The organism is Parabacteroides faecis (assembly GCF_014647375.1).
Classification (GTDB): Bacteria; Bacteroidota; Bacteroidia; order Bacteroidales; family Tannerellaceae; genus Parabacteroides; species Parabacteroides faecis.
On record NZ_BMPB01000019.1, the window covers coordinates 37,095 to 58,471 of the forward strand.

Consider the following 21,377-nt stretch of genomic DNA (forward strand, 5'->3'; position numbering starts at 1 on the left):
TGATGGAAATGTATTCCACTATCATAATAAAGGTAGATAATCTAATATTTAAAGCTAATTACAAAGAAATTAGCTCATAATTTAATAAATCTCCTTTGTCAATATTTATTGTTGGCAATTTATTAACAAAATCCTTCAAGCCGTATAAATTAAGAGTTCTATCATAATTGTATATAGACAGACCACATTTTACCGCTTTAGGAAGAGAAATAGAAACCCCATTTTCATCAATATCTGATGACTGTCTTGCATTAGAAAACATTTCTTTAATAAAATCTCTCTTTATTATTAATTCGTTAGATTCTTTTGTTTTAGTTCCATTGTATAACAAATAGATTGTATTATTTTCCTTATCAATAAATTTAGAAAATAGTTCTTCTTTATAAAATCCTAGTTGGAAACAATTTTTAGGAGGTATTGGAAGTGTATCATTTGAGATTGTTGTATTAATAATTTTCAAACCATAAACTTTACTTTTTTCATTAGCAATTTGTCGTATATACTCCTGTTTTTTTGATTCAGAAACAGGAGTTATATTTTTAAGATCAATCAATACTCTATCATCATTTTTCGTTACTAACGAAGTTATTAACATTGTAATCCCCTGTATATTTCGACGTAATACTTCAATATAAGGCTCTTGTACTTCCATTGGCTGCCCAATAGATTGTCCATAAAGATAATCATTAATATGTTGTACTATATTTTTTTCCAATACAAAATTAGATATTGGCATTAGACCTTCAGACTCTATATCTATCATTCTATATGAATCCGGTGAAGCCATAGAAGACATCCAACTACTCAAATCTATATTAACTTGTGTCAAACCCTGTGGAGAAGAAAAAGAAGAGAAAGATAAATTACCACCTACTGCTTTGACAGATAAAGTCATATTTGTTATTTTTTTAGACATTTTAGTTTCATCATAATAATGAAGTCCAATCCCTAAATTTCCACTACCACTTACATCTTTCTTTGGCCCATATGAGGCATTTATATCATTATCAATATTTTTCTCTTTAGTTTCTACCAAATCATTTGACGTATATATTCCAGAATAAATAGCAGAAACTCGTCCTCCCGTATAAAAGTCTCTTAAAACTAAAGTCCCATATTCTCTTACAAATTCTGCCATAGTTATTGAATACAATTCACTTCTAAATGAAGGGTTCAAATATCCCAATTTAATCATATTCAAAGCATTAGTACTTGTCTCTAAAATATATCTTTTACCGAGAACCTCTGCATTAAATTCACCATATACCCTGTTGGTTTCATTAGCAACATCTTTTCCATATATATTTTCGATAGTACCTTTATTTCCTATAGAAAACAATTTAAAATTAAGATTTACACCATGAGTTACTTTTTCAGAATCCTTTGATTTGTGCGAATATCTCTCAAAACTTGCATATGAAAAAACGTCTGATTTTTGAATCCCAATGTTCCTTTCTTTAACATAAAAATCCTCATACTCTTCCTTTAGCTTCTTTATATTAACTATAGGGACCCCTACGTTCTGAGCAGTTCCTAGCGGAAAATATTGTAGTTTATATGTACATCCTAAAAAGTCTTCATTGGAAGACATGGCAAATGAAGTTGTAGAATTTTTTGTTTTATTACGTAAAGGAAATTCTAATGGAAATTTAGGATCCCTTTCTTTCAAAACTACTGTTTTACAAGCATTAACACTTTCTGATTTCAAAGAGAGATCATTATCTGCCTCATCTTCCATTGTACAAGAAAAAATCAAGGCACTTAAAATAAAAAAAATAACTGTTCTTTTCATAACTATATCAATTTAATTAAATCTAATGTATCACAATCCTGTTCAGTATTAATATTTCTTTTCAGTATTAGTCTGTTTTCATCGTTACTAACAACCCACCAATAACCTGTTAAAATATTATTATATCCACCTTCAATAAGTATTATTTTAGAATCAATTTTATATTTTAATGTTGTTTTATAGGAAAATGGAAGCTCCGGAATAAACTTATCTATATAATATTCTCCTGAATTTTCTGTTTCAAAAACTATGTTTATATTATATACTATCTCCTCTGGATTACTTAATGTTAACTCTCCTGACCAAGATGTTTGATTCAAGATTAGGTTGAACGACTCTTTATCATCTTCTGCACAAGAGACTAATGACAGACACAAAAAGAAAAGATAATAAATATTTTTCATAAATAAAAAATTTATAATATAACAAACTTACCATACAAACAAACACCAGTCGCATCAGTAAAATAAACCATGTATACTCCCGACTCTTCTCCGCTTAAGTCAATATCAACCGAAGAAGTTTGAGGAGAAATAACTTGTTGATGAACCTGTCTGCCATCCGAACTGACTACAGAGACATTGACATCTCGCAGTAAAAAGAGAAAATCAACATGGATTACATTATTGTTCAGATTAACCATGAGATGAGAAGGATCCAACAAAATAGAGCGAACCCCACCCTGACTTTTTGTTCTTCTTATCTCCACCTGATCTGCTTTCACAAAAAAAGTCGTACTACAAATCATTACAATCGTTAACAATACACTAATCATTTTTCTTTTCATAACTTGCTATCTGTTTGATTCGATACAGCAAAGCTATCCACAGCAAACCTATATAAATCCTTTTTGAGGGTATATTTATCCTGGACTATTAATATTCAAATTTTATTACACCTTAATAATCAATGATTATACATGCACTCGTTTATAAAAAATCAATATACTATTTTCCACAGTTAATATTTGACAGACACACGATGATATATTAATAATTTTAACCCTTATTATTTACCCCTTCTTCCAAAATAATAATGATATCAGCTCCATCCGGAGCTTTCAATTTTTTTCGTATACAGGTTTTCCGAGTACGAACCGTATTGATACTTTGCTTCATTACACAAGCAATTTCCGTAGTATCCATATTCGTTTTTAACAAACAGCAAAGCTGAATCTCTTTCTCTAACAAAATTTTGCCATAATGTTTTCTCAGTTTACTAGCAAAATCATTATATAATAAATCAATAAGCAAATAAAGTTCACTCCAATCAATCTCAAGAGTATGCTGCTCTCCATAAAACAAACTATTAAATTTTTTAAGAAAAGATTGCTCTTTCTCCGATTTTTCATCCAGTTGGGACAAAACTTTCGTTATATTTAATTGCATAAGCAACGCTTTTTTTACCATCATACCCTTTTCATCATCAGAATAACCGGATAATGCAACTTTTTTACCAGCATCATTATTGCAGTTGCTTTTATTTACCTTTTCCATCTTTCGCAAAACATCTACCGTATCTTCCGCCTTCGATAAATCTTGTTTTTTCTTCCATTTCATCCCGCCAATAAGAAGAAAAACAACTAACAATAGGCTCAAAATAATCCAGCCAACTACAATAGCGCCATCTTGTACCGTATGCAATTTTTCATTCTCTTCCTGATACTTTAAATAATTATAGATTTGTTCAATCTCCGCTAACGAACCTTTACGTTGAAGCTGATAAACAGAATCGACACAAGCTACATATCGATTCTGGTAAAAAGATGCCGATTCATAGTTTTTACTTGCAGCTTCTGTTTTAGCTAAAGCTGAATAATAAATAGCCCGCAATTCTATATCATCCAATTCTTCCACAACAGATTTCATTCCATCCAATAAAAAGAATGCAGAATCAGTCTCATTCAAATATGCATGAATTTCAGCCAAAGTAATCTTTCGAGTTATCATCCAGCTGCTATCACTATCTAAAGATAAAGATTGTTGCAAATAACATTTCGATTTCAAATACAGGCTATCTTCTTTCAAATAAACCCCTATATCATTATATATAGCCGCCATTTCTATCGTATCTTTCTGTTCGCGGGCAATATCTAATGCCTTCTCTAAATAAAAATAAGCACTGTCCCGATTTCCGTTTATCCCATATTCAGAGCCTATCGAATGCAATAAGGTTCCAGTATATTTCTCGCCGGAAGTTTGATCGTAAATAGCATACGACTTTTTATAAGCCTCCAGCGATTTATCAAAAGCATACTGCTTATCGTGTAACTCTCCCAAATAATAATTTGCCATCATTCCTAACAGAGGGTCTGGTATCTCCCCCGCATATTCCGCCGCTTTCAGAAAGTATAATCCAGCTTCAAATAGCTTTCCGGCCTCTTCATAGACACGGCCCGCATAATAATTCGACCAGCCTTTTTGAGAAGCATTACCGTGTTTTTTGTAGTATACCAATGATTTCAAAATAAGAGTGGTATCACAGGATAAATCCATATAACATTTATCCTTCGCCTTCGTATACATCAACTGATAAGCGGCAAAGTCTGCCTGGTTCAATGTTTCCGGATGAGGGAAAGATGATAAAAGAGCCAATGCACCATCCGGGTCATTCGTCATCAAAGAATCTGCCTGTTGTAATACTTTATCGAGTTGCCCTGAATGACAAGACAAAAGGCCAATCACAATAATAATAAGGTTAACTTGCTTAAACGGTTTCATATTCAGAGCATTTAGATCAACTATTCTCGTTATGTGGCAAATATAAGATTTTATATTACATTATATGTGGATAAAATCAATTTCTTTCGCGGAATTTCAAGGCTTCTCTCTCAGCTATTAAAATAAACGCATAATAGTTTTGAAGAAAGCAAAATTTTCTTGCAACACAGTAGTTTTATCCTTATCTTCGCCTTTCAAAGTTATTACCTCATTACCAACCGTTTAGCCCATTCTATTCTTTGAAACAATCGTATCATTTCAGCGGCCGATAATTATCAGCCAATCGGTCGATAATTATGAGCCGATCGGTTGACAATTGTCGGCCAATCGGTTGATGGTTATCAACCATTGATTAGTCGCCGTAGTAATTTGATTTAGTACGTATAGTAAATTTAAAAACATCGGGTAGTATTTTATATTTGTTCGGGAACAACCAAACGGTTTCTTAACCCTCCCTATACACACCATACATCATTCCAATAAAATAATTCATATCTTTGCCGGAAAAGTTTACAAAACAAGTCGTATGGGAATAGGTAAATGGATTGGCGGTATTATCGGATTTATGGCTTTAGGTCCTCTGGGGGCTTTGGCTGGCATCGTATTCGGTTCTTTGTTTGATGAAGGAATCGATCAGGCGGGACAGGCATACGGTGGAAGGGGTTATGAAAATGAACCCTCACCGGAAGACAGATATATGGGTCAGCGGAACAGTTTCCTTTTCTCCATGCTCGTTATGGCATCGTACGTCATCAAAGCTGACGGGCGGATCATGCACAGTGAAATGGAGTTCGTACGCCAGTTTCTCAGAAGAAATTTCGGAGAAACGGCCGTATCCCAAGGAGAAGATATTTTGCTGAAACTTTTTGAACAACAAAAACGTATGGACCATGAAAACCCGATGGCTTTCAAAAACACCATCCGGGAATGCGGGACACAGATTGCATATAGCATGAGCTACGAAGAACGCCTTCAACTCCTGGCTTTTCTAGTCCAGATCGCTCAAAGCGACGGACATGTATGCACAAATGAGATAGAGGCCCTCAAAGAAGTGGCCTTATCCATGGGTTTGTCAGACAAAGAGGTCGAATCGATACTAAACCTGGAAACAAATACACTGGAAGACGCCTATAAGGTTCTTGAAATAACTCCGGAGGCAACCAATGAAGAGGTACGTGCCGCTTACCGCCGACTTGCTTTAAAACACCATCCGGACAAAGTGGCTGCCTTAGGAGAAGATATCTACAGAGCAGCTAACGAGAAATTCCAACGTATCAACGACGCCAAAGCGAAAATTTATAAAACACGGGGGATGAATTGATTTTTTTAATCGTATTTTTGCAAACTGTTAGAGATAATTGTATAAATAATAAAGTAGCTATGTCACACGAAGCAATCGCGAGCATCCTGCAACAGGAAGCTGAAGCAGTCCTGAATATCCCGGTAACCGCCGGCTATGAAGATGCAGTAACTCTTATTGTTAAATATGTCCATGATCTTGGGGGGAAACTGATCACCAGCGGAATGGGGAAAGCCGGCCAGATCGCGATGAATATTGCTACCACATTCAGTTCAACCGGTACGCCAGCCTTCTTCCTGCATCCCAGCGAAGCACAACATGGCGATCTGGGTATCGTACGCGACAACGATATCATGCTTCTGATCTCCAATTCCGGAAAAACCCGCGAATTGCTGGAACTCGTCGACCTGACCCGCGGATTAGTGCCCGATATGAAATTTATCGTTATTACCAGTAACCCGGAAAGCTCACTTGCTAAGGATGCCGACGTATGCCTGCTTACCGGAGCACCGAGCGAAGTTTGTCCGCTGGGCCTTACACCGACCACATCGACAACAGTAATGACCGTTATCGGTGATATCCTGGTCGTAGGTACGATGAAAAGGATCAATTTCAACAATAAAGACTATGCCAAACGGCATCACGGCGGCTATCTCGGATCGAAAAGCCGTGAACAGAGCAAAAACGAATAGACTATAAACAAACCATTCTATATGAGAAAAGTTATTGGCATCGGAGAAACCATTCTCGACATTATCTTTAAGAACGACCAGCCTCATACAGCCGTACCGGGCGGTTCGGTCTTCAACGGATTGGTGTCGCTGGGACGGCTGGACGTTCCGGTTTCTTTCATCAGCGAGGTAGGTAACGACCGCGTAGGCGATATCATCCGTAAATTTATGGAAGAAAATCATATCTCAACGGAACTGGTAGACCGTTTCCCCGATGGGAAAAGTCCTATATCGCTGGCTTTCCTCGACGAAGATAACAATGCCAATTACACCTTTTACAAAGATTACCCCAAACAACGGTTGGAAGTGCCGATGCCGGTCATCAATCAGGATGATATCCTTATATTCGGATCCTATTATTCTTTGAATCCGGCCCTGCGGGAACGAACGATCGAATTTCTGGAATACGCCAAAGAACGGAAAGCGATCATTTACTATGATCCGAATTTCCGGAAAGCACATGCGCACGAAGCGATATACCTCACTCCCACCATCCTCGAGAACCTGGAATATGCAGATATCGTACGAGGATCGGACGAGGATTTCTTCAACATCTTCGGAAAGACAGATGTTGACCGGGTCTATTCCGATCATATCAAATTCTATTGTGAACGGTTTATCTCCACGCACGGAGCGAACGGCGTCAACCTCTACACAGGCAAATTATCCGAACATTTCGATACGGATGCGATCAATCCGGTCAGCACCATCGGAGCAGGCGACAATTTCAATGCCGGCATCATCTACGGATTACTGAAATATAATATCGGATATCATGATCTTCCTAGCTTAAGCAAAGAAACATGGGAAAAGATTATCCGCTGCGGCATGGATCTCGCGTCTGAAGTATGCCAAAGCTATGATAATTACATTTCTAAAGAATTCGCGGCTTCATACCGCAAGTAGTCTTAAATATCATTAACTCCCGTACGATAAAGATCAGGATTTATTATCTTTGTGATGTATGTATGCTAGAAAAACAATGTTAGTAAAGATTTTTTCTCTGTTTGCTTGTGTCACTCTATTTATGGGTTGTTCCTCCAACAATCCTGAAATACGGGCGATATGCCTGCGCGATGATATAGGGAATTATATACTGAAATGGGAAACGGAACCGCAAATAGAAGGTATACTCAAGATGTATGTCTCCGACAATCCCGAAACATTCAACAGATCTCTCCCTGCAGGATACGCCAACATAAAAGACGGGGTTACTACCTATATCACGAACGACAACATGTCGCGTAAATATTTCCTGCTGTCTTTCAATGATAAATATTTTAAAACGATCGGTGCCCGTTCCGTTGCGATGGACAGCATACAGAACGTACGCGAGATAGGAGGCTATGGGACGAGCCATAACCATAAAACGACCCGTTGGGGGAAGGTTTTCCGTTCCGGACAACTCAGTTCGCTGAGCGAATGGGATTCGATCCGCCTGAACAATTTGCATATCAAAACGGTTATAGACCTGCGCGGGAATGATGAGCTGGCTGCCAGTCCGCTACGTTATTCAAAGGCAAACATAATACATATCCCTATTCCTATCAAGAATATGGACAATGTTACCGCCCGGATACAGGAAGACCGGATGCGTAAAGGTGACGGCCTGCTGTTCATGCAGGACACTTATCTGCAATACGTAACCGATTACAGCGATCAATTTGCCAAAGCGCTCGATGTTTTCCTGGAAGAGGATAATTATCCGATCCTGGTGAACTGTTCGATGGGAAAGGATCGTACAGGCTACCTGACAGCCATGTTACTTTTCGCCCTCGGCATACCGGAAGAGACTGTTGTAAGAGATTACATGGCTTCCAACGAAAATATCAATATCGGACACCTGGCCTATATGGCGCGCGATCTGAGCACGAATGCACAGGAAACGATCACCACGCTGGTCACTGTCAATGAAGGGTTGATCGATCTGGTCCTGAAACGGATCAGGAAAGATTACGGTTCGGTAGACAAATATCTGTCAAAAGGGTTAGGACTGACAGAAAAGAAACGGGACACGTTAAAAGATATTTTGTTATATTAATGTGAATCCGAATTATTTATCTACCTTTGTACCCTCTGAATTTATTATATATACATATATCACATTTTGAAAACATTTGAAGAATTAGGAGTTGCCGCCCCCATATTGAAGGCAATCCAGGAAATGGGTTACGAATCGCCCATGCCGGTACAGGAAGAAGTGATTCCTTTCTTGCTGGGAGAAGACAACGACGTAATTGCATTGGCACAAACAGGAACAGGAAAAACAGCCGCTTTCGGTCTGCCCATCCTGCAGAAGATCGATGTGACAAGATATCAGCCTCAAGCACTCATACTTTGTCCCACCAGGGAACTTTGTCTGCAAATTGCCGACGACCTGAATGATTACTCCAAATACATCGACAACCTGAAGGTACTGCCGGTATATGGAGGCTCAAGCATTGAAAGTCAGATCAAGACACTGAAACGCGGTGTACACGTAGTTGTGGCTACACCGGGCCGTCTGCTCGACCTGATGAACCGTAAGACTGTCGATCTGGGTACGATCAAAAACGTCATTATGGACGAAGCAGACGAAATGCTGAACATGGGATTCACCGACAGTATCAACGCGATTCTGGCTGAAGTCCCGCCTGCACGTAACATGTTACTTTTCTCCGCTACCATGCCGCAGGGCATCGCCAGCATCATGAAGAAGTACATGAAGAACCCGAAAGAAATCGTTATCGGGAACAAGAACGAAGGAAACAAGAATATCAAGGATATTTATTATATGGTTCGTGCACAGGATAAATACCTGGCACTGAAACGTATTGCCGACTATTATCCGAACATCTACGGTATCGTCTTCTGCCGTACCCGTAAGGAAACACAGGAGATTGCCGACAAGCTGATACAAGACGGCTACAACGCAGACTCGCTGCACGGCGAACTGAGCCAGGCGCAGCGCGACTACGTGATGCAGAAATTCCGTGTTAAAAATATCCAGCTGTTAGTTGCTACCGACGTAGCTGCCCGCGGACTGGACGTGGACGATCTGACACACGTAATCAACTACGGTTTGCCTGATGAAGTAGAATCGTATACACACCGCCGCGGACGTACGGGACGTGCCGGTAAGACAGGCATTTCTATTTCTATCTGCCACGTAAAGGAAAAAGGAAAAATCCGCCTGATCGAAAATATCATCAAGAAGAAATTTGAGAAAGGTGTAATGCCCAGCGGGCACGATATCTGTGAAAAGCAGCTTTTCAACCTCGTAGACCAGATCGAAAAAGTGAAGGTAGACGAAGAAGAGATTGCCACACTGATGCCGCAGATTTACCGTAAACTGGAATGGCTGGACAAAGAAGATATTATCAAACGTGTTGTTTCTCTGGAATTCAACCGTATGATCGACTACTACAAAGATGCTGACGAAATTCAGGAAGTAGACGAACGCTCAGCCCGCAGCGAACGTACAGAACGCGGAGAACGCCGTAGTCATACGGCAGAAGAAGGATTCTCCCGCTTCTTCCTCAACTTCGGTAAAACTGACGGTCTTTATCCGAACCAGTTGATCGAACTGGTCAATAAATGTGTTCCAGGCAAGGTGAGAATCGGAAAGATCGACCTGCGCGACAGCTTCTCATTCTTCGAAGTAGAGGAAGGCGAATCACAGCGTGTCATGGACAACATGAACGGTTTTGAGATAGACGGCAAACGAATCTCCGTAGAACCGGCCCAGGGTAAAGGCGAAGGCAGCAGAAGCAGTCGCGGCGGTTTCGGCCGTGGCGGAGGCAATTCGCGCGGTGGCGGCAATGGTGGTTCCAGAGGCGGTTATAAAGGTGGCGGAGGCTACAAAGGTAAACGCGAAGGCGGTTTCAGCGGTAGTACGAGCGACAGACGTAACAGTGAAAAACCCTGGAGACGCGATACTTCAGACCGTAATGCACGGAAGAAAAGATATTAACCTTCATACATAAAAGCAAAAGGGCGGAACCGTTATCGATTCCGCCCTTTTTTATTTCAGATCAACCATTCTGTAACACGTCTTCCTTTGCCGGAGCATCCGGTTCCGGGGTAGATGACGGATTGAACGGATTGAAGTAGTAAATACCCAATGTATTCAGATATTCCAGGAAATACGGCAACTTCTTCATGAACAAACTGCATTCCTTTTCTTTGGCAGGAGTCCATCCGTCTTCTGCCACAGCGACCAAACGCGGGAAAGTCATAAAGTCAAGACGTTTCGGATCTGCTACACGTTCTGTCCATAAAGAGAACTGCAACCCCATTACCTGATCCTCATAATCTTTTGTCAGATGGATAATAGGTTCGGGGAAACGGTAAATATCCTCGATCGTATTATAACCGTTCCACAAACGGCCGACATTGTGTTCTCCGTATTGAACGAAATCCGCATAGAAAGGACGGCGCGGAGTCATTATCACCTGGTAGCCATTCTCCAGAGCCTTTACCAACTGGTGTTTACGGTCATGACGCCACCACATAACTACTGCTTTACCCGGAGAAACGCCGGCATCGATAATTTCGTCCCAACCGATCATTGTCTTTCCTTTGGAGGCTACGATATCAGCGGCACGGTTCACGAAATAATGTTCCAGACCTGTTTCATTCTGTAACTTTTTATCTTTGATGAATTGCTGGATTTCCGGATCGGTAAACCAACTTTGATTTCCATAATGAACCTCATCTCCACCGATATGGATATAAGGAGAAGGGAATAAAGAGACGATTTCATCGAGCACATCACTGATGAACTGGTAAGTTGTTTCCTTACAGGGATGGAATGTGAAACCATCCCATTTGCCTTCTCCGCCACCGGATAATTCAGGATATGAACGGCTGACAGCTGTCGCATGTCCGGGCATATCGAATTCAGGAACCACCATAATATGACGTTCTGCCGCATAGGCAACGATCTCCCTGATCTCTTCCTGCGTATAGAATTTCGCGGGTGCATTCGGGTCATGCCAGTTACCGATAGCACCGACAGAAGTCAGTTTTGGATATTTCTTGATCTCGATACGCCAACCCGGCTCGTCGGTCAGGTGCCAGTGGAAGACATTCATACGGAGGGAAGCCATAATATCCAGATACTGTTTAACCTTTTCCTTCCCGAAGAAATGACGGCTTTCATCCAGCATAAAGCCTCTCCAGCCATAACGCGGCTGATCGACGATCTTACAGGATCTCACCGTTCCTTTGCCGAAACGGGCCAGTTGTTTCAATGCTTCTTTTGCATAAAACAAACCGGATTCGGAAGAGGCTTCCAATAAAACAGATTCGGGGGTGACAGTCAGTGTATAAGCCTCGTCTGCCATACGTAGTTTTTCGTCCAGAACCAACCGGATGGTTCCCTGCGAAGGAGTGCCCGACAGTTCGGATCCTTTCAGTTCGGACGGTAGTTTTTTAGCCAGTTGATCGGCATATCCGCCATTTCCGGTGATCTGGGATGCCGTACCGATCGTAAAAGAACCTTTCCCACCCGACACCTTGGCTGGAGTGGGAAACAAAGTGAGTTGAGCCAATGCCGGCAAGGTCAGAAATACCAGCAATACAGCAATAGAAAATAGTTTTCTCATGGGACTATAATTGTTATGTTATCGTACACACTTTAGATTTGGGCAAATATATAGATTTATTCCGATACAGTTTGTATCTTTAACCACTAAATCAAATGACAAACACATGAACAGATTGTTTATCCTTACTCTTACACTTATCTGCCACTGTTTCATTACGACTGCGCAGGAGATAGAATACGCTCGACCTGTCAACACACCGGAGAGCTGCACTAGTATTATGGTCGGTAAAAAGGCCTCGACAGACGGCTCGGTAATGACCAGCCACACATGCGACGGTAACTACCGCACCTGGATGGATATCGTTCCGGCTGCCACCTACGACCGCGACACGACAGTTGCCATCTACAACGGACGGATGCACACCGAATATCCGAACGACCAGACGAATGTGGAACTGAAAGGAACTATTCCCCAGGCACATTCCACGTATCAGTTCCTGAACACCTCCTACCCTTGCCTGAACGAAAAACAACTGGGGATCGGGGAAACTACGATCTCCGGACGGAAAGAACTGGAGAACAAGAACGGCATGTTCATGATCGAAGAGCTGGAAAAGATCGCCCTGCAACGCTGCTCGACCGCCCGTGATGCTATCCGCCTGATCGGAAAGCTGGTAAAAGAATTCGGTTACGGTGATTCCGGCGAATGTCTGACTATCGCCGATCCGAATGAGGTATGGATATTCGAAATATTCGGAGAAGGCCCGGATAAGATCGGCGGTGTATGGGCGGCAGTACGTATTCCGGATGACCATGTCAGTGTTTCAGCAAATATCTCCCGTATCTCTACACTCGATTTGAAGGATAAAGATAATTATATGGCCTCGGATAATGTGTTCGATGTAGCTAAGAAGATGAAGTTATGGGATGGAAAAGAGCCGTTCCGCTTCTGGAAGGCTTACAGCGGCGGAAATTATTTCGGCGAACTGAAATCTTTCAGCCTACGCGAGTTTTTTATCCTGAACAGCCTCGCTCCTTCCCTGAAACTGGCTTACGATTCAGAAGAACTTCCGTTGAGCGTCAAGCCGGATAAACCGATTGCTGCTACCGATGTAATGGCGCTTTTACGTGCAACTTACGAAGGTACGGACTGGGATACGACAAAGAATCTGAAAATCCTCGCCAAGAAGAAGGACAGTGTTGAAAAAGATTCCGTGACGAGTCCGGCAGCTAATCCCTGGATGACGACGGATATGATCAATATGCTGAATGCTATCAAAGGCGGCACAGTGGACCGCAACCGCCTGGTAGCCGTTCCTCAATGTTCTTATTCGCATGTGATCCAGTTACGCAACTGGCTACCCGATGCAGTCGGCGGTGTTGCCTGGTTATCTTTCGATAATCCGGGACAAAGTCCGCGTATCCCTATTTTCTCCGGTTCCACCGCACTTCCGCCCAGCTTCGGTATCTGCGGGCAGCACCGTCACCGGAAAGATGCAGCCATCTGGTCGTTCCGCGAAGCAAACAAATTAGCTACCGTACGTTGGGGACTGACCAAAGAGAAAATACAAACTGCCATCACTCATTTTGAAGAGAAAGGACAGCGGGAACTGCCTTTTGTCGAAAGCCAGTATAAAGAGATACAGCAGGCGAAAGGTAACGAAGCAGCTAACGCCTTTCTGACAGGATACACCTCAGATTTCGCCGGGGCAACCATGCAGCGCTGGCAGGAAATGGCAGACGAATTCTGGAAGATGTTCGCAAGAGGGTTTTAAGAACTGAATTATTATAACATAAACAACATATCATATGAAAGCATTATTTATCTCCTGTGCCTTGCTGCTTTCCGCATTCAGCACGTTTGCACAAGGTTATCAGTTTACCGAAGTGGTAACCGTTCCGGCTACCCCGGTAAAAAACCAGGCTGCCACCGGTACTTGCTGGTGTTTTGCAACCACCTCTTTTATGGAATCCGAACTATTACGCATGGGAAAAGGCGAATACGACCTTTCCGAAATGTTTATCGTGCGTCAGAAATATATGAACCAGTTACAAGATAACTATCTGCGCCGCGGAGAGGGAAATATCGGGCAAGGCAGCCTGTCCCATACCTTCAAGAATGCATACCGCCAGGTAGGAATCGTTCCCGAAGAGGTTTACAAAGGGATCAACTACGACTCCGAACGTCATAACCACAGTGAAATGGTTCAGTACATGGAGGCTATTGCTAATGTTGCAGTCAAGAATAAGAAACGCAGCCCGGAATACGACAAACTGATCCGGAACCTGTTCGACACCTATCTGGGAGAACTGCCTGCCAAATTCACTTACAAAGGGAAAGAATATACTCCCAAATCGTTCGCCGAATCTCTGGGATTAAATATGGATGACTACATCGAACTAACCAGTTTCACACATCATCCGTATTACGTAAAATTCGATGTGGAAGTACCTGACAACTGGGAACATCAACTCATGTACAACCTGCCTCTCGACGAAATGATCGAGACAGTCGATTATGCTTTAAACAACGGTTTCACCGTATGTTGGGACGGTGATGTCAGTGAAAAAGGCTTCTCTTTCAAAAATGGCGTAGCTATCAACCCGGAAGTGAAGAAGGTAGAAGACTTCTCCAATACCGACCGTGCCCGTTTCGAGAAGATGGATGAAAAGGAACGTCTGGAAGAAGTGTATAAATTCGAACAGCCATATCCGGAAGTCAAAGTAACTCCCGAAGTCCGTCAGCAGGGTTTCGAAGCATTCGTTACAACTGATGACCATCTGATGCACCTGACCGGTATTACCAAAGACCAGAACGGAACCAAATATTACATCACAAAGAATTCCTGGGGTACAGACCGTAATAAATTCGGCGGCTATCTGAATATGTCTGAAAGCTTCGTCCGTGCCAAAACCATTTATATCATGTTGCACAAGGACGCAATCCCGAAAGCGATCAAAGCAAAATTAAGTTTATAAGGAGATACATTCATAGGGTTTATATTCCTTATCTTTCAAAAAAAGACAGGTGGATGCATTTATCAGATATGCATTCACCTGTCTTTTTAAAGGATTACATCGTTTTAAACCTATATTCTGTTATATGGCTATATTTATTTGAACTATCTATCAAAACAGAAGGAAAAGCGGGTTGATTCGGAGCATCCGGATACCCTTGTGTTTCGATAGCAATCCCTGCACTTGCATAATAGGGGATTCCATCTTTCCCTATATCCGTTCCATCCATAAAATAGCCGTTATACACCTGTACCGAGGGTTGATCAGTGTATATTTCAAGAATTCGACCGGAGGTTTCATCAGACAAACCGGCGGCGAAGTTCAATTCCTCCCCTTCCTTCCTATCCAAAGCATATGCCAGAGAGAAACCTTTCCCCTTTTGTATCTGCGAATGTTCCTCTGCCAAAGACGAGGCAATGGTTCGAGGCGAACGGAAATCGAGCAGAGTGCCGTCTACAGGCAGCAAGCTTCCCGTAGGAATCAATTCCCCGTCACAAGCGATGATGGCAGATGCATTCAGGGTTAAATTATGGGATAAGACATTCTTCTTCACTGCAGGACCGGAGGATGATTGCAGGTTGAAAAAAGCATGATTTGTCAGGTTAACAGGAGTCAGACGATCGGTCGTTGCTTCGCATTCCATACGCAAACAGTTATTATTTTGCAATAGGTAAGTAACCTTTACTTGCAGGTTACCCGGATAACCCTCTTCCCCGCTTTGTGAATAAATGGAGAACTCGACAGCTTCCTCGCCGGCAGGAGTAAGAAATGAACGGGATTTCCAGAAACGATTGTGAAAAGCATCGATTCCACCGTGCAAATGATTACGGACAGGCTTGCCATAGGCATCGTTGGAAGCCAACAAATACTCCTGATCCCCCAACCGGAAACAAGCATTGCTGATTCTTCCGCAAACACGGCCGACAATCGCTCCATGATACTGTTCACCTGCCATCCGGTAACCATCGAGGGTATCGAAACCAAGTACAATATCCCCCATGCAACCGTTACGGTCAGGTGCCCACATACTTACCCAACGGGCACCGTAATTCGTGAACTGGGCAACCAGTCCGTTACGATTCCTTAATGTAATCAATTCAGCGGCAAGAGTCGATCCCCCACCGCTGAACGCTGATACAGATAGAATTTTCATATTAAGAAGCTAGCTTTATTATTGTTTCACAATTTTGAAGATACGGCTTTTGAAAGCTCCGTACAATGGGAACTCGACTCCTATATTCATCAAGTGGCGACCTTTATAAAGTCCTTCCATCCCGTCAATCCGATAGGATGCTTCCGGTTCCAAACCGCGTAATTTTACCTTTTTAGGGCGTTTCATCTCCGGGATTACATTATCAGGATACTCAGCCAGATTATAAACGAACAGGACAGATTCTGTCTTCGGCTTATTGACAAACTGTAGAACACTCCGGTTATTTTCATAAGGGGAAACCAAACGATAATGATCTCCTTTATGCACCGTTTCCCGTATCTCTTTATAAAGAGCTATCTTTTCACGGGCTGTTTCCTTCTCTTTATCGGTCCATTTCGTTATATCGTAGCCGACTCCCAACACCCCGCACATAGATACGTCAAACTTAAATTCCAGCGGATGCTTCTGACCGTGCCAGTCCTCTTGTGTCACCCAACTGATCATTGAATTGGAAGGGAACGCATTCAGGAAAGAATACTGTATGAATGTACGTTCCACCGGATCGGTATTATCACTTGCCCAGCAGAAATCGGTACGTGCCATCATACCCAGGTCCACTCTTCCACCACCACCGGCACAGTTCTCAAACCATACTTCCGGAAATTCGGCACGCAGCGTTTCTAACAGACGGTACAGGTTCTCGATATATTTAATACGGACCGCCCGCTGCTCGTCGGTCGGTGCAGACAGAAAACCCGGCTCAGTCAGTCCGCGGTTCATATCCCATTTTATGAATTTGATATTGTTTTCACGCAGCAAGGTAGAGAAACAGGTATATAAATATTGATAGACATCTTCGCGTGCCAGATTAAGCATCAACTGGTTACGTGTTTCATGCCGGGTCCGGTTCGGGTAATGGAATACCCAGTCAGGATGTTGGCGGTAGAGGTCGCTGTTCGGGTTTACCATCTCCGGTTCTATCCAAATACCGAAATCCAATCCCATAGCATTGATCTTGTCGATCATCGGTTGCAAACCGTTAGGGAATTTATTCTTATCGACAGTCCAGTCACCTAAACCGCCTTTATCGTTCACACGACCTTTAAACCAGCCATCGTCGATTACAAAGACCTCTACACCCAGTTCTTTTGCAATTTTAGCCAAAGCCAGCTGATGTTCTTCATTTACATCAAAAGTCGTCGCATACCAGCTATTATACAAAACAGGACGAACCTGATCGCGATGGGAAGGATATAAGACCTTTTCGCGGGTAAAAGAAGCCAGATTTTGTGAAACACCCTCCATTCCACGGTTGGTATATCCGACCATCAGTTTAGGGGTTGTATAACTTTTTCCCGGCTGAAGGACCAGGAGTTGGTCCCAGAAATTAATACCTCCGGTCACCTGAACCTCGCCGGGAGCATATTTCTCGAAATCCATCCGCCAGTTCCCACTATACTGCAAGGAGCCAAACCAAACTTCTCCACAAGTCTCCTCCTGCTCGCCTTCCGGTCTTATCGCAAAGAAAGAAGAACCGTATGAACGCAGGTCTTTCGTCTGAATCGTCTTCAGTCCCTGGGTCAGTTTCGTTACATTCATCTGATACTCATATCCCCATCTGCCGGACAAGTGTGTCAGTTCATAAGCATTTTTCGGTAGGAAAAAGGTACCGGATTGAACATTTTCAATGTCGATACTCCCTTTCTTTCCCGTGTTCTTTACCTCTATCCATTTTTCCAGCAGGTCATACTCCGGGAGAACACGGATATATTCCGTTACTGCCAGCGGATAATATTTATCTTTCTGATGAATAGCCAAAGTGGTATATCCATCCTGCGTCAGGAGTTCCGCTCCGGTATAAGTCAGTTCAATATTCCTCACCCGGTCTTTGAAGACTGCTTCCAGCATCGGAGTGGTTGCCGAATAACCACCTCGCACCGTCACTTCTTCCCCTAACGGATAACGAAGCATTTCCGGATCCTGACTTTTATCTCCGAAATAAAACATTCCTACCACGCCTCCTTCCGAAACCGCTATCCTATAGATAGACGATTCCGTTTCCAACGTCCATGATTTACCATCATTCCCGATACTGACAGGGTTTGTTTGAGCCTGTATAACTCCGGCTACAAAAAGAAACAACACAATAAAAGACTTTTTCATAAGCTTCATTCTAATCATTTAATAAAATGGGTTAATATATCTGTTTTTACTCACAAAGCAAAGGAACCGGCTCCCTGATCATGCGGTTCATACATATCAAAGGCAGAACCGGTTCCAATTATAATTTATACACGAAGTAACAAGCTAAAAATGTTATTTATACAAACCCTTTATTGCTTCAACCGTCACCACTTGTGAAGGATTGAAAGCATTGCTCTTCATATAATGAAGCAGACTATTTGCCAGCTGCCGGGCTTCAGGCCGTTTCTCCATCTCTGTTGTCAGGTCGGCACTACACATCAACAACTTTCCTTTTCCTACTTTCATTTCTACGACCATACCAAAAGAACGGGCAGTAAACCAATCATCAATGATACGAACGATCGGTTTGATATCATCGCCAAGTTTTTTCAACGGAATAGCCTGACAGTGCGACATAGCATCCTGCCACTGGTAATCGCTATGGTAAGCAGTCGGGAACAAAGACAAAGCCGGATGTGACGGATCACATAAAATACCCAATGTATGAGGAGCTTGCCCGTTCGTCCACAACGTATTCCAGAAGATGGAAGAGAAACCGACAACTACAGAGTCTTTTCCTTCATTTCTCAGGTTACCGAATTGGGGAGTCAACAAAACTTTGCCTCCTTTATCCAGTACATCTAAAGCCTCTTTATCCAATACCGTGGCTATTTTCACCTCTGCTGACTCCTCTCTGGTTTCCGGGTACACCCAAACATGCCAGTGATTTTTATAGTTTCCAACCAAAACTTCCAACAGATACTGAACGGGAACCTGCGTTTCCAACTTTTTATGAAGCTCACCCACTTTTGTCAATGTTCCGGTCGGAATTGTAGCAGTAAAGAAAGAGCCGGAATCAACGAGACCTCCATCCATAGAAGTCAGCTTCCAGGTCGTTTTAGCATTCGACAAATCATCTGCCGAATATTGAGCAATTTCGATTGAGGCTTCCAATGTCTCGCCACTATTCAATATGAAACGATCCATACGTGCCAAAGGTACAACTTCATTGCAAAATTCACTGAATTCCAGAGAAGTCACATAACCTTTCGAACGCCAAAAAGGATTAAGTACCCCAACCAGAGCCGTTCCTTGTCCTGGAAAATCGTGCAAATCAAGTAACTGGAAACCGCCAAAGCCCTTTGTCCGCAAAGCTGCTTCAATATCCGCCTTGTAACAAAGCGCCTGCAATTTACCGGAAGCAAATAAGAAGCTATCCGCCAATGGCAGCAAACCATTTTCACGTAAACGATCTTCAAATATATCAAAGTTTTTCGCTTTCAGAACTCCTGTATACTGACTCCGCTCTTTAAGATCCGGATATACACACCATTGACCTATTTCATGACTAATAACCGGATGTGTCGCGGATATTCTGGAAGTCCAATCATAATTACTTCCCGGCTTTGTTGCATTTATAATACTTCCGATCCCTTCTCCCCATGCCTGAATACGTGGAGCTGGACTAGAATAATAACAATGCCAGTCATTTTCCGGTATAGCCGGCCAACCGGCAGCTGTCGTACAGAGAAAACGTCTATCTTTCGCTTTCCAATGTTTAACAAAATCCGTCAGATATTTCTCATGTCCATCTCCCGATGGTTCATTCCCGTAAGAGAAAAGGCAAAAAGAAGGATGATTTGCATATTCCTGTACAATACGTTCACTCTCATCCATTACAAACCGGTCTATAGGTTTACCACTACCTACTTGAGCCCAGGCACCACATTCTACATAGAAATAGAAACCTAGCCGATCCGCAACATTAAAAGCGGCTTCAGGCGGGCACCAGGAATGGAAACGCAAATGGTTTAATCCATGCGCCCGACAAGTTTTCATAATCCGTTCCCATTCAGCCTCGTCTGTCGGAGGGAATCCGGTTTCCGGGAAAATACAGCACTCTAATGTACCCCTGAAAAAGACAGGGCGACCATTGATAGCAATCTGAGTTCCTTTGGTTGACAGTTCACGCATTCCAAATTGCTCCTCCATTTCGTCCTTGCCAGATTTTGTATCCAACTGAACATGGAGTGTATACAGATAAGGAGCAAACTCATCCCACAAACGTGGGTTATCCCCCATTGCATAAGAGACTTGAATTATATTCTTTCCTTTTCCCAGTTCACAGTTCTGACTAATAACAGGAAGGGTTTGAGAAGCGTCTGATCTAAGACAGGCCCGCAAATTAACTGCTCCTTTAAGAACCTTCTTATCCGCATTCTCGATCTGTATTTCTGCCAGTATTTTCTTTTCCTTTACCACAGGAACGATACGTACAGAAGAAATATAGGCTTTCGGTCTGGCTTCCAGCATAATTTCTCCAACCACCCCATTCCAGTTACTCTGCGTATTGTCGGATACACTATGAGCATCAGGTCCGGGATTAATATCTTTGATCCGGTTATCTACCCGGAGCGTAAAGGTATGTTCACCAGGTGTCAAAAAGGAAAGAACATACCGATGTGGAGTCGATAATGAGTTTTCCGAGCCGATTTGTTTGCCATCTACCCACAAAGTAGTCTCCCAATGACAACGTTCCATCGTAAACAGAATTTCTTTATGCTTCCAGTCAGCCGGAATCACTACTTTCTTTTGATACCATGCAGCCCCGGAATAATATTTATCCGGCGATAACCAAAACACAACTTTCGTATCTTCAGGATGACGATATTTAGCATACGACGGACTCTCATACCAGGTACGGTTCCACATCGAACCGACCCAGGGAGTATTAACAGTGACAGGATTTCCTTTACCATTAGTATTCATAGAGCCTGGAAGAGTTATCTTATCTTTCAGATCACTGTTGTACCACATCTCTGATATTCCTCTGTCGCCAGGATCTTCTTTAAACTGCCAGGTTCCACTTAGCGACAGACTTTCATTCTGAGCCAACAGGGTAGACAGGCTGAACGACAGTAATATAAATAAAAATAGTCTATTCTTCAT

Annotated in this window: 15 protein-coding genes; 7 read left to right on the forward strand and 8 right to left on the reverse strand. The window is 42.4% G+C overall.

Features of this window, described 5'->3' with window-relative positions:
* Positions 1 to 58: 58 nt before the first annotated feature.
* The 4 genes from IEY67_RS23475 to IEY67_RS23490 all read right to left on the reverse strand — a co-directional run bounded on the left by IEY67_RS23475 (position 59) and on the right by IEY67_RS23490 (position 4,512).
* Positions 59 to 1,792 carry a BSAP5a family pore-forming toxin gene (locus IEY67_RS23475; RefSeq protein WP_183672033.1) on the reverse strand — a complete coding sequence of 578 codons (1,734 nt, stop codon included), beginning with the start codon at positions 1,790 to 1,792 and terminating at the stop codon, positions 59 to 61.
* A gap of 2 nt (positions 1,793 to 1,794) precedes the next feature.
* Positions 1,795 to 2,196 carry a hypothetical protein gene (locus IEY67_RS23480; protein WP_183672034.1) on the reverse strand — a complete coding sequence of 134 codons (402 nt, stop codon included), beginning with the start codon at positions 2,194 to 2,196 and terminating at the stop codon, positions 1,795 to 1,797.
* Between the two features lie 11 nt (positions 2,197 to 2,207).
* A complete protein-coding gene (locus IEY67_RS23485) occupies positions 2,208 to 2,579 on the reverse strand; it encodes a DUF3244 domain-containing protein (protein WP_183672035.1) in 372 nt (123 codons plus the stop codon).
* 211 nt (positions 2,580 to 2,790) lie between these two features.
* Complete coding sequence (locus tag IEY67_RS23490) at positions 2,791 to 4,512, reverse strand: transcriptional regulator (RefSeq protein ID WP_183672036.1); 1,722 nt, start codon at positions 4,510 to 4,512, stop codon at positions 2,791 to 2,793.
* A gap of 526 nt (positions 4,513 to 5,038) precedes the next feature.
* Here IEY67_RS23490 and IEY67_RS23495 point away from each other — a divergent pair.
* The 5 genes from IEY67_RS23495 (at position 5,039) to IEY67_RS23515 (ending at position 10,495) form a co-directional block, all read left to right on the forward strand.
* Positions 5,039 to 5,833, forward strand: coding sequence for a TerB family tellurite resistance protein (locus tag IEY67_RS23495; protein WP_122376279.1), 795 nt, complete (start codon positions 5,039 to 5,041; stop codon positions 5,831 to 5,833).
* 59 nt (positions 5,834 to 5,892) lie between these two features.
* Complete coding sequence (locus IEY67_RS23500; RefSeq protein ID WP_122353531.1) at positions 5,893 to 6,504, forward strand: SIS domain-containing protein; 612 nt, start codon at positions 5,893 to 5,895, stop codon at positions 6,502 to 6,504.
* A 21-nt stretch (positions 6,505 to 6,525) separates the two neighbouring features.
* The gene (locus tag IEY67_RS23505) at positions 6,526 to 7,449 is read left to right on the forward strand and encodes a carbohydrate kinase family protein (RefSeq protein WP_122376278.1); all 924 of its coding nucleotides are present in this window, start codon (positions 6,526 to 6,528) and stop codon (positions 7,447 to 7,449) included.
* 76 nt (positions 7,450 to 7,525) lie between these two features.
* Positions 7,526 to 8,584 (forward strand): tyrosine-protein phosphatase, encoded by a 1,059-nt coding sequence (locus IEY67_RS23510; RefSeq protein WP_122353533.1) that lies wholly within the window; start codon positions 7,526 to 7,528, stop codon positions 8,582 to 8,584.
* A gap of 123 nt (positions 8,585 to 8,707) precedes the next feature.
* Positions 8,708 to 10,495, forward strand: a complete 1,788-nt coding sequence (locus IEY67_RS23515) for a DEAD/DEAH box helicase (protein WP_122353590.1) — start codon at positions 8,708 to 8,710, stop codon at positions 10,493 to 10,495.
* A gap of 61 nt (positions 10,496 to 10,556) precedes the next feature.
* On the opposite strand, the gene IEY67_RS23520 is transcribed toward IEY67_RS23515, so the two are convergent.
* Positions 10,557 to 12,131: a beta-N-acetylhexosaminidase gene (locus tag IEY67_RS23520; RefSeq protein WP_122353534.1), complete on the reverse strand. Its 1,575-nt coding sequence runs from the start codon at positions 12,129 to 12,131 to the stop codon at positions 10,557 to 10,559.
* A gap of 106 nt (positions 12,132 to 12,237) precedes the next feature.
* Here IEY67_RS23520 and IEY67_RS23525 point away from each other — a divergent pair, with 106 nt between their 5' ends.
* Positions 12,238 to 13,848 carry a dipeptidase gene (locus IEY67_RS23525; protein ID WP_183672037.1) on the forward strand — a complete coding sequence of 537 codons (1,611 nt, stop codon included), beginning with the start codon at positions 12,238 to 12,240 and terminating at the stop codon, positions 13,846 to 13,848.
* A gap of 34 nt (positions 13,849 to 13,882) precedes the next feature.
* A complete protein-coding gene (locus IEY67_RS23530; protein WP_122376276.1) occupies positions 13,883 to 15,052 on the forward strand; it encodes a C1 family peptidase in 1,170 nt (389 codons plus the stop codon).
* A gap of 94 nt (positions 15,053 to 15,146) precedes the next feature.
* Here the strand turns inward: IEY67_RS23530 and IEY67_RS23535 are convergent, their stop codons facing one another.
* The 3 genes from IEY67_RS23535 to IEY67_RS23545 form a co-directional block, all read right to left on the reverse strand.
* Complete coding sequence (locus tag IEY67_RS23535) at positions 15,147 to 16,244, reverse strand: aldose epimerase family protein (protein WP_183672038.1); 1,098 nt, start codon at positions 16,242 to 16,244, stop codon at positions 15,147 to 15,149.
* 18 nt (positions 16,245 to 16,262) lie between these two features.
* Entirely contained in the window at positions 16,263 to 18,407 is a 2,145-nt protein-coding gene (locus tag IEY67_RS23540; protein WP_183672039.1) for an alpha-galactosidase, read from the reverse strand.
* Between the two features lie 153 nt (positions 18,408 to 18,560).
* Complete coding sequence (locus tag IEY67_RS23545) at positions 18,561 to 21,377, reverse strand: DUF8487 domain-containing protein (protein ID WP_183672040.1); 2,817 nt, start codon at positions 21,375 to 21,377, stop codon at positions 18,561 to 18,563.

Coding starts and splice junctions, on each gene's coding strand:
- IEY67_RS23475 (WP_183672033.1), bottom strand. CDS start 1,792: ATGAAAAGAACAGTTATTTTTTTTATTTTAAGTGCCTTGATTTTTTCT.
- IEY67_RS23480 (WP_183672034.1), bottom strand. CDS start 2,196: ATGAAAAATATTTATTATCTTTTCTTTTTGTGTCTGTCATTAGTCTCT.
- IEY67_RS23485 (WP_183672035.1), bottom strand. CDS start 2,579: ATGAAAAGAAAAATGATTAGTGTATTGTTAACGATTGTAATGATTTGT.
- IEY67_RS23490 (WP_183672036.1), bottom strand. CDS start 4,512: ATGAAACCGTTTAAGCAAGTTAACCTTATTATTATTGTGATTGGCCTT.
- IEY67_RS23495 (WP_122376279.1), top strand. CDS start 5,039: ATGGGAATAGGTAAATGGATTGGCGGTATTATCGGATTTATGGCTTTA.
- IEY67_RS23500 (WP_122353531.1), top strand. CDS start 5,893: ATGTCACACGAAGCAATCGCGAGCATCCTGCAACAGGAAGCTGAAGCA.
- IEY67_RS23505 (WP_122376278.1), top strand. CDS start 6,526: ATGAGAAAAGTTATTGGCATCGGAGAAACCATTCTCGACATTATCTTT.
- IEY67_RS23510 (WP_122353533.1), top strand. CDS start 7,526: ATGTTAGTAAAGATTTTTTCTCTGTTTGCTTGTGTCACTCTATTTATG.
- IEY67_RS23515 (WP_122353590.1), top strand. CDS start 8,708: ATGGGTTACGAATCGCCCATGCCGGTACAGGAAGAAGTGATTCCTTTC.
- IEY67_RS23520 (WP_122353534.1), bottom strand. CDS start 12,131: ATGAGAAAACTATTTTCTATTGCTGTATTGCTGGTATTTCTGACCTTG.
- IEY67_RS23525 (WP_183672037.1), top strand. CDS start 12,238: ATGAACAGATTGTTTATCCTTACTCTTACACTTATCTGCCACTGTTTC.
- IEY67_RS23530 (WP_122376276.1), top strand. CDS start 13,883: ATGAAAGCATTATTTATCTCCTGTGCCTTGCTGCTTTCCGCATTCAGC.
- IEY67_RS23535 (WP_183672038.1), bottom strand. CDS start 16,244: ATGAAAATTCTATCTGTATCAGCGTTCAGCGGTGGGGGATCGACTCTT.
- IEY67_RS23540 (WP_183672039.1), bottom strand. CDS start 18,407: ATGAAAAAGTCTTTTATTGTGTTGTTTCTTTTTGTAGCCGGAGTTATA.
- IEY67_RS23545 (WP_183672040.1), bottom strand. CDS start 21,377: ATGAAGAATAGACTATTTTTATTTATATTACTGTCGTTCAGCCTGTCT.